The 6,717-nt window shown below is 59.5% G+C and carries 6 protein-coding genes; 2 read left to right on the top strand and 4 right to left on the bottom strand.

Going from position 1 to position 6,717, the window contains the following annotated elements; translation table 11 throughout:
- Positions 1-74 precede the first annotated feature (74 nt).
- The 3 genes from G5S38_RS14895 to G5S38_RS14885 form a co-directional block, all read right to left on the bottom strand.
- Positions 75-1,145 (bottom strand): hypothetical protein, encoded by a 1,071-nt coding sequence (locus tag G5S38_RS14895; protein ID WP_165070308.1) that lies wholly within the window; start codon positions 1,143-1,145, stop codon positions 75-77.
- A 296-nt stretch (positions 1,146-1,441) separates the two neighbouring features.
- Complete coding sequence (locus tag G5S38_RS14890; RefSeq protein WP_165070305.1) at positions 1,442-2,116, bottom strand: hypothetical protein; 675 nt, start codon at positions 2,114-2,116, stop codon at positions 1,442-1,444.
- Positions 2,117-2,488: 372 nt separating this feature from the next.
- Positions 2,489-3,744 (bottom strand): IS3 family transposase gene (locus G5S38_RS14885; RefSeq protein WP_165070302.1). Its coding sequence is split into 2 segments (ribosomal slippage): positions 2,489-3,474 and positions 3,474-3,744, totalling 1,257 coding nucleotides; the frame shifts between segments, so codons are not numbered across the junction.
- Here G5S38_RS14885 and G5S38_RS14880 point away from each other — a divergent pair.
- Positions 3,743-4,018: a hypothetical protein gene (locus tag G5S38_RS14880; protein ID WP_165070299.1), complete on the top strand. Its 276-nt coding sequence runs from the start codon at positions 3,743-3,745 to the stop codon at positions 4,016-4,018. The genes G5S38_RS14885 and G5S38_RS14880 overlap by 2 nt on opposite strands.
- 607 nt (positions 4,019-4,625) lie before the next feature.
- On the opposite strand, the gene G5S38_RS14875 is transcribed toward G5S38_RS14880, so the two are convergent.
- Positions 4,626-5,855 carry a tyrosine-type recombinase/integrase gene (locus G5S38_RS14875; protein ID WP_165070297.1) on the bottom strand — a complete coding sequence of 410 codons (1,230 nt, stop codon included), beginning with the start codon at positions 5,853-5,855 and terminating at the stop codon, positions 4,626-4,628.
- Positions 5,856-6,197: 342 nt separating this feature from the next.
- Here G5S38_RS14875 and G5S38_RS14870 point away from each other — a divergent pair, with 342 nt between their 5' ends.
- Positions 6,198-6,578 (top strand): SdpI family protein, encoded by a 381-nt coding sequence (locus G5S38_RS14870; RefSeq protein ID WP_165070294.1) that lies wholly within the window; start codon positions 6,198-6,200, stop codon positions 6,576-6,578.
- Positions 6,579-6,717 lie beyond the last annotated feature (139 nt).

The raw sequence follows: 6,717 nt of genomic DNA, 5'->3' as shown, positions 1-6,717 counted from the left end.
GCCAGATCCCGCCTCACCCTCGTCCCCGACACCGGAACCGAGGTGACCACCGAACCCGCCCTCGGACTCAGCGCCTAACCCCCAAACCGAAGGACACCGCTACACCACCACCGGGGACTTGACCCGATTCCCCTGCCTTCTAGGAATGCGACAAGGCGGGTCAGGGTGCCAAAGTTCTGATCGTTCTTGTCCTTACGGGGCGCGCCGGCGGCGTCCAGGCCGTCGTGACGGATGTTATCCGACAGCAGCTTGTCGAGCTGGACAATGAACTCGTCCCACTCGCGCTGCGACGGACGCAGGAGCCAACCCAGGTCTTGTGGCCTATCAGTGTGCTTGACAAGCTCCTGTTTGAATGCGCCGATCCAGAGCGCGTTGAGATTTTCGAGTTCGAGAAACAGGTGATCGAAGGGGCCGATGCCGTCTGCCCAATGGCCCATCTGTGCCATCCACCACGCAGGATGCGGTTCGAGGCCATCGTCAGCTACTTGATAAGACTTCCAACGTTGCTGATGCTCCGGAGTGAGTTTGGCTAGGTCGCCGTAGAAGGCGGCCACACGGCGCACGACTGATGATCCCACGTCGTCCCGGTCGTAACCGGACAAATCGTAGGCAAACCCAAGATGGCTCAGGGAGACGTTGTCGCGCTCCGGCTCGGTCTCGTCCATATAAGCCTCGTCGCCAATGCCCATATCGACGCCGAAATCCCAATACCTGAAGTGATACCGCGGGTCGTTCCGATACGGCTCCAGTACGTCGAAGCTAAAGTAGGCCAGTTCGAGTGTCCCGCGACCCTTCGCCATTGCCGCGCCGAACGGATGCCCCTTGAGCCGAGCGGGAACGCGCACCCCACTCAGCGCCAGCGGCGTTGGGTAGAGCACCAGACCATATTTTGCGCCGGCCAGCTCATCAAGCGATTCGATCTGCGACTCAATCGTGCGCCGCGAAGGCCACGGCCTAATGTGCGGATTGGGGTAGTCGACTTCAGACACCATCACCTGAAGATGCCCGCCTGCGACCATCTTTTTCGCGACCTCCACGACCGCGGGGTCGACCTCCCTCCGCAGATATAGACCGTTGAAGTCAACGGACTGCAAGTACCGATGCGTAACTGCTTTCACCAAGCCATCGGGCAGGGGATCGGTCACGGTGCCATTTTAACCGCGCCCGAGCATTCCCCGGTCCCATCTAGCACCAGGGCTTGGTTGTTCCGCTCCAAGCTCACCGTTCGCTTTTTGTGGGAGTGCGTATAAGGACGTCGATGGTGCCCATCATGTTCTTCGAATGCCGTCGTCGGCTCCGACGACCCGACAAGGGGTTTTCTGGCAGTGTCGACTCAGAATTGCAGGATTACGCGGGCGGTCACGTTCGATTCCTGACGAGAGGACCTCCCCGAGCGCGCGTCGCCTGCTAGGGCTATGAGGTGAGCGTTGGGTTCGAACATTTAGAAACGCGTGTACCTATTGCCGAGAATAGTCGCTGCACGATTGCTGACGATGCTTGGTAGGCGGGAGTGCGATGAAACCCAGGTCTGCAGGTCGGGCTCGATGAAGCTCGCGAGGTCACACATAAACTGGTGGTCGATGTTGAGGTCGCGAGCGAAGATCGGTTCGTGATGAGCGGCACGGTTGCGTAGCATGCGCAGCCGTTCCATTCTCTGGCGTAGAGAATCACGTCTCCCCTGATAATGCGGAAAGGCGTGTTTAAGGCCGCGTTCCCAGAGCGATGCGTGGTACTTGTTCACTAATAACCCTTCCCAGAACGATGTCTTCAATTCGGCCACAACGTGTCCGGGACCCCACTGACCGTTGAGTTTCCGCCTATTGAGATAGCTCTCCGCCTCTTTGACGTAATCAAAGTCGTTAGTGCCTAGCGGCGCCTTTGACCACCAATCGGCGCGGCCGAAGATGCCGCTGAGCTCATTGTGCATGGCGTTTCGTACTCCGACTTCGACCGCTGCATACGCACCAAGGAGAGCTGCCGAGGCTTCGACGTTCCACATATATAGGCGCATGGCTTCTGGGCGGGATCCGCCTTGCGCCGAGAGATATGGGGCGAACCGATCCGCTCCGATAATCTGCGACAGACCAGGCAAGGTGGCCGCGTCAACAGGCTGCACTGTCATCCTTCTTCGGTCGCATGAGTCTTGTTGCCTTCCACGTTTGAGTGCTATCGTGGCACCCGTAAGCCCCGGACGGGACACGCTAAACGTGTCGGCGCGCCGGGGCAATCACTTTAACGGAACGCACTTCGACGTGTGACGTTATAAGAAACCATAGTGACTACGACAGGTCATAGCTTTGGTTGAAGTATTCGGCCGCGTTGAGGTCGTCAGGCTGGGGCGGCCAATTCTTGATCTTCTGCACTTCACGAGTCCATCTGCAACGGTGTCATCAGCCTCGGTCGGCTGGCAGTGATAGTGGATCGCACACCACGCCATGTTCGATGGGTGGTGGCTGCACATTGAACCGTCCCCGGTTGTTTGCCGCTCCTATGCGGGTGCCAGCACCGGTTGGGATGGCGTTGTGAGGTCAGCGTAATACGCGGCCTCGAACTCCTCAGGCGGTACGTTCCCGAGGGTGGTTGGCAGGCGTCTAGCGTTGTACCAGTCGACCCATTCGGCGGTAACCCATTCGACGTTGTCGACCGTCTTTAACGGCCCGTTGCGGAACGGTGAGTCATCGCGGATGGCCTCGTTCTTGAACAGGCCGATGGTCGACTCTGCCAGCGCATTATCGTACGCATCGCCGATGCTGCCGATGGATGCGGCGATGCCTTCCAGCGCGAGTGTTTCCGCGAACGACACCGATGTGAATTGACTGCCGGCATCCGAGTGGTGAATGAGCCCATCGCTGGTGGGATGACCGGCCCGATCCCGTCGCCACAACCCCATCCGAAGAGCTGTGGTCACGAGCGGCGTCGTTTTGGTGGTGGCCGCGTGCCAGCCGACGATTGCCCGCGAGTAGCAGTCGATGACGAATGAGACGTAAACGAATCCGGCCCATGTCCGGACGTAGGTGAAATCGGCCACCCACCGTTGGTTCGGCGCTGGCGCGGTGAAGTCCCGCTCCAGCAGGTCTGGGGCGCGAGCGGCGTTACGATCCTGAATCGTCGTCCTGATGCCGCGCCCGCGGACAAGGCCGTTCATCCCCAGATCCCTCATCAGCCGGTCCACCCGTCGCCCCGACACGTCGTGGCCTCGGCGGCGCAGGTGGGCGAGCATCTTCCGCCGCCCATACATGCCCTCCGGCGTCCCGACGGACGCCAGCAGCTCGTCGATGATGACCGCGTCGGTCAGGTCGCGGGCGGACGGGTGGGCGTGTTTCCAGGCTCGAAAGGTTCGCGCGGCGACCTGCACGCCCTGCTCACGCAGGACCTGGCAGATCGACTCGACCGCGCGCCTCTTGGCTCGTTGCTCGTCGATGAAGGAGACGATCAGCGGCGTCGGGGGTCGAGTTCCCCGGCGAAGAAAACCGCCGCGTCCCGCAGGATCGCATTGGCCTCCCGCAGCTCGCGGTTCTCCCGCTCGAGTCGGCGCGTCCGCTCCGACTCGCTGGAGGTGGTGCCCTGCCTGGCGCCAGCATCCACCTCCGTTTGCCGCACCCACCGGCGCAGTGACTCCGCACCGAACCCGAGCCTCTTGGCCACCGAATCGCATGCGGCGGTCAGGTTCGGGTACTCATCGCGGTGATCGAGCCCGAGCCGAATCGCGCGCTGCTTCGTCTCCTCCGGAATCCTCTTTGGCATGATCAATACCTTCCTTCCAAACTCGAAAGGAAACGGCATCAAACCGGGGACGGTTCAAGGAACTGAACGAGCTAGCGCTATCGATACCCGATACGTCGTTCCAGCGGTGGGATTCATCGCCATTCTAATTTGCGTCGCTATTGCGGGTTGGTCCTTTGCCGGTGGTGACACGGGGCAGGGCTGGATGTTGATTGGGTTTGCTGCCCTAGGTATCGTCGCAATTGTAGGAGGGCAGATAGTTATTCGGAAAAAGAACATGTACCGAATCAAGTAACTGTCGACTGGGCTCGTCGCATCCCGATGCCAATGGTCTCAGCCGATCGTCTATTCACACGTGCGGCGTTCAGCTCACAATACGTGCAGCGTTCGAGCGAACGCGCGGCGGTAGCCGCGACAATCACACTGTCCGTCGCGGCCCTGACGGTGTCGTCTGCGCTCTAGCACCCGAGCCTCTACTGGCATCAGATTGGGCCGGGAGTGCCGCCTAGACGGCGGTACGCTGCAAGGCCCGAACGGGTCTTATCAAGCCTTGATCGTCGGGACCGATGAGGAGTCCGGTGCGGTCGTCGACCAGGCGGAGGATCCGTTTGCCAGTCTTGTCGGTGTAGTCGATGAGTTGTATTGCAGGTTGCCCACCCGCGCGCCACCGAAGATGCTCTCGTCGGTTCCGGCGGGGACGTATTAGCTATCGTGCGCTGCGTCGCTGTTTTCTGGAGCGGATGCGAGTGAGGGGGCTGACACGGACGCATTCGGTGGTGCGCTGCGGCTCTTCCCTGAGATGGTCATAAACAGACCCCGCAATGCATTTTCAGCCTCCCGCGCCGGGGGAGTGGTCAACAACCACCAGTGACCGGGACGCCGACGGGAGCAAGGGCTGTAGCTCAAGATGCTGGCGGTAATGGATACTGTCGTACCAAATCCCGCGCCTGCCTCAGCGCCTCTTCAGCCTCAGACGTGCCCACTCGCTCGAACCATCCGTGCGCAGCGTGATTCCGCCACGTCTGTATCTGCGCGATTTGCTGCACATCGCTTGCGGTGATTGCTTTGGCGGTTCTGAGTACGGAGGAATAGGAGGCAAGTGTTGGTTCTGGTCTTCTCACGGCAAGATGCTTTGCGTCTGCCAGTTCTCGCAGATGCCTTTCGAGTGCCGCGCCCACGTATGAGAGAGCAGCAGCCGGGTGCGATTCCGTTTCAGTCAGCAGGACTTCGGCATGCATGAAGTGATCCTCTGTATCGTTCCCCGAACCAAGAATTAGCCTCGCCATCCGGTAGCTAGCGTGACCACCGATTGAGATTGGTGCCTTGGCGACCCATTTGGCCAGTCTGCGGGCATCTACTTCCGCGACGGTCCTGATAACACTGACGTAGCTGAAACCATGCTCGATAGCGAGGGCGCGCAAGGTGAACGACAACGTTATAGGGGTGACGCGAAACGGGAGCTTCGCCGCAGCACCGATAGATGCGACTGCTCCATACAGTGCGCGACGGTCCATCGCAGTACCATCTCGCCGGAGAACCAGCGGGCCATTCGTTCTGTCTCCTACGTACCTCGCGATCACAGCGAATACCTCGTCAGGCAACACCACAAACCGCGACTCGAACTGTCGTTGTCGAGTCGGAATCCTCAGAACGTTACGCCCCTCTACAACTCCAATATGCCCAATCTCGGCGTTCACAAGCTCATTACTCTTGAGGCCACATATCGAGAGAAGGGCGATGATGACACGTTGCCGGTCAGACTTCGCATTGCTCCAGACCTGCGAAAGCTGAGCAGCGCTGAGGGTGTCTCGTGAAAGCGGCTCCACCCGCTCGCCCTCGACCACTTCCGCAGGGTTGGAAGTACAGATACCTTCCGACACGAGCCACTTGTAGAAGAGTCGGAGTACCTGCAGCTCACCCTCAACCGTTGATGCCTTGTGTGGAATTGCTTGAAGATAATCGACATACGCCGCGATGCTTGCAGGTGTGGCATTTTCGGGCGAAACGTTTACGTCGCTGCACCATTTCAAGAAAATTCCTAACCGGAGCGAGTAAAGCTCGCGCGTGCTGGGCTTCACTTTGCGCACCATCACGAAATGCAGCAGTCGTTCGTCCCATGCGGCGCGATCCATTTGGCCACTGTATGGAACCGCCAAGTGCTGTACGTCGCCACCACGCCACGTCGGGCCATTTCGTTTGAGGACCTCTCGAATCGCGGGGTATCTCCACGTTCGGAAGAGCGGCGGAGAGACGCACGTTCCGTTGGTCGATTAGAGACCAGGTGACACCTATCGTCAGGCAGACCGGTGCGCGGCGTCCCCCAAATTACGGACTTGCAAGCGAACTGGGTGGAACCTCGTCGGCAAAAAATTTGATTCGCAGTCCGTTCGACGGTTTGCTTTTGTACCCCGAGCTCTTGTATCTCAGCCAATTCCGTGAAACGGTTTACTCACAAACATCAGGCAGGGGGCCTCATGGACAACGAAGTTACGACTCCATTGATCATCGCGATCGGGTGCTTCATTCTCATCGGTCTTGGTTTCGGTTTTTTTGCGGCAATGCTTCGCAAAGACAAAATCACTCGAAATGGGGCCATCGGAATTCGAACCAAAGCGACCATGGCTTCCGATGAAGCTTGGATCAAGGGGCAACGTGCCGGGGCGCCCTGGGTTCTCGCTGGCGCGTTGGCAGCCGCAGCCGCGACCCTAGTCGGTCTCATCGCTCTATTCGCTACTGGTTTTCAGCCGTCCCAGGTAGTGAACGCATCCGTGATCCTGCCTGGATTCGCTTCCGTGATCGCCATGCTCGTTCTGTCAGGGACAGCCGCATCGCGGGCGGCAAAACAAGCCGGTTGATGCACTTCAGCTAGTTGCGTCCCGCATAGTGGTGTAGCGCGGTTGCCGGGTTCGTCGTACTGATGGACATGAAGGCGGCCACCGCGTGATCCTTCGAGGAAACTCTCACATCCCACTCGAAAGGCATCATCACGATGAC

The sequence above is a fragment of the Marisediminicola senii genome (assembly GCF_011057645.1).
GTDB lineage: Bacteria > Actinomycetota > Actinomycetes > Actinomycetales > Microbacteriaceae > Marisediminicola > Marisediminicola senii.
The sequence above is the reverse complement of the archived record's forward strand: the minus strand, read 5'-3'. Positions and strand labels throughout refer to the sequence as shown.

Coding starts and splice junctions, on each gene's coding strand:
- G5S38_RS14870 (WP_165070294.1), top strand. CDS start 6,198: ATGGACAACGAAGTTACGACTCCATTGATCATCGCGATCGGGTGCTTC.
- G5S38_RS14880 (WP_165070299.1), top strand. CDS start 3,743: ATGATCAATACCTTCCTTCCAAACTCGAAAGGAAACGGCATCAAACCG.
- G5S38_RS14875 (WP_165070297.1), bottom strand. CDS start 5,855: ATGGATCGCGCCGCATGGGACGAACGACTGCTGCATTTCGTGATGGTG.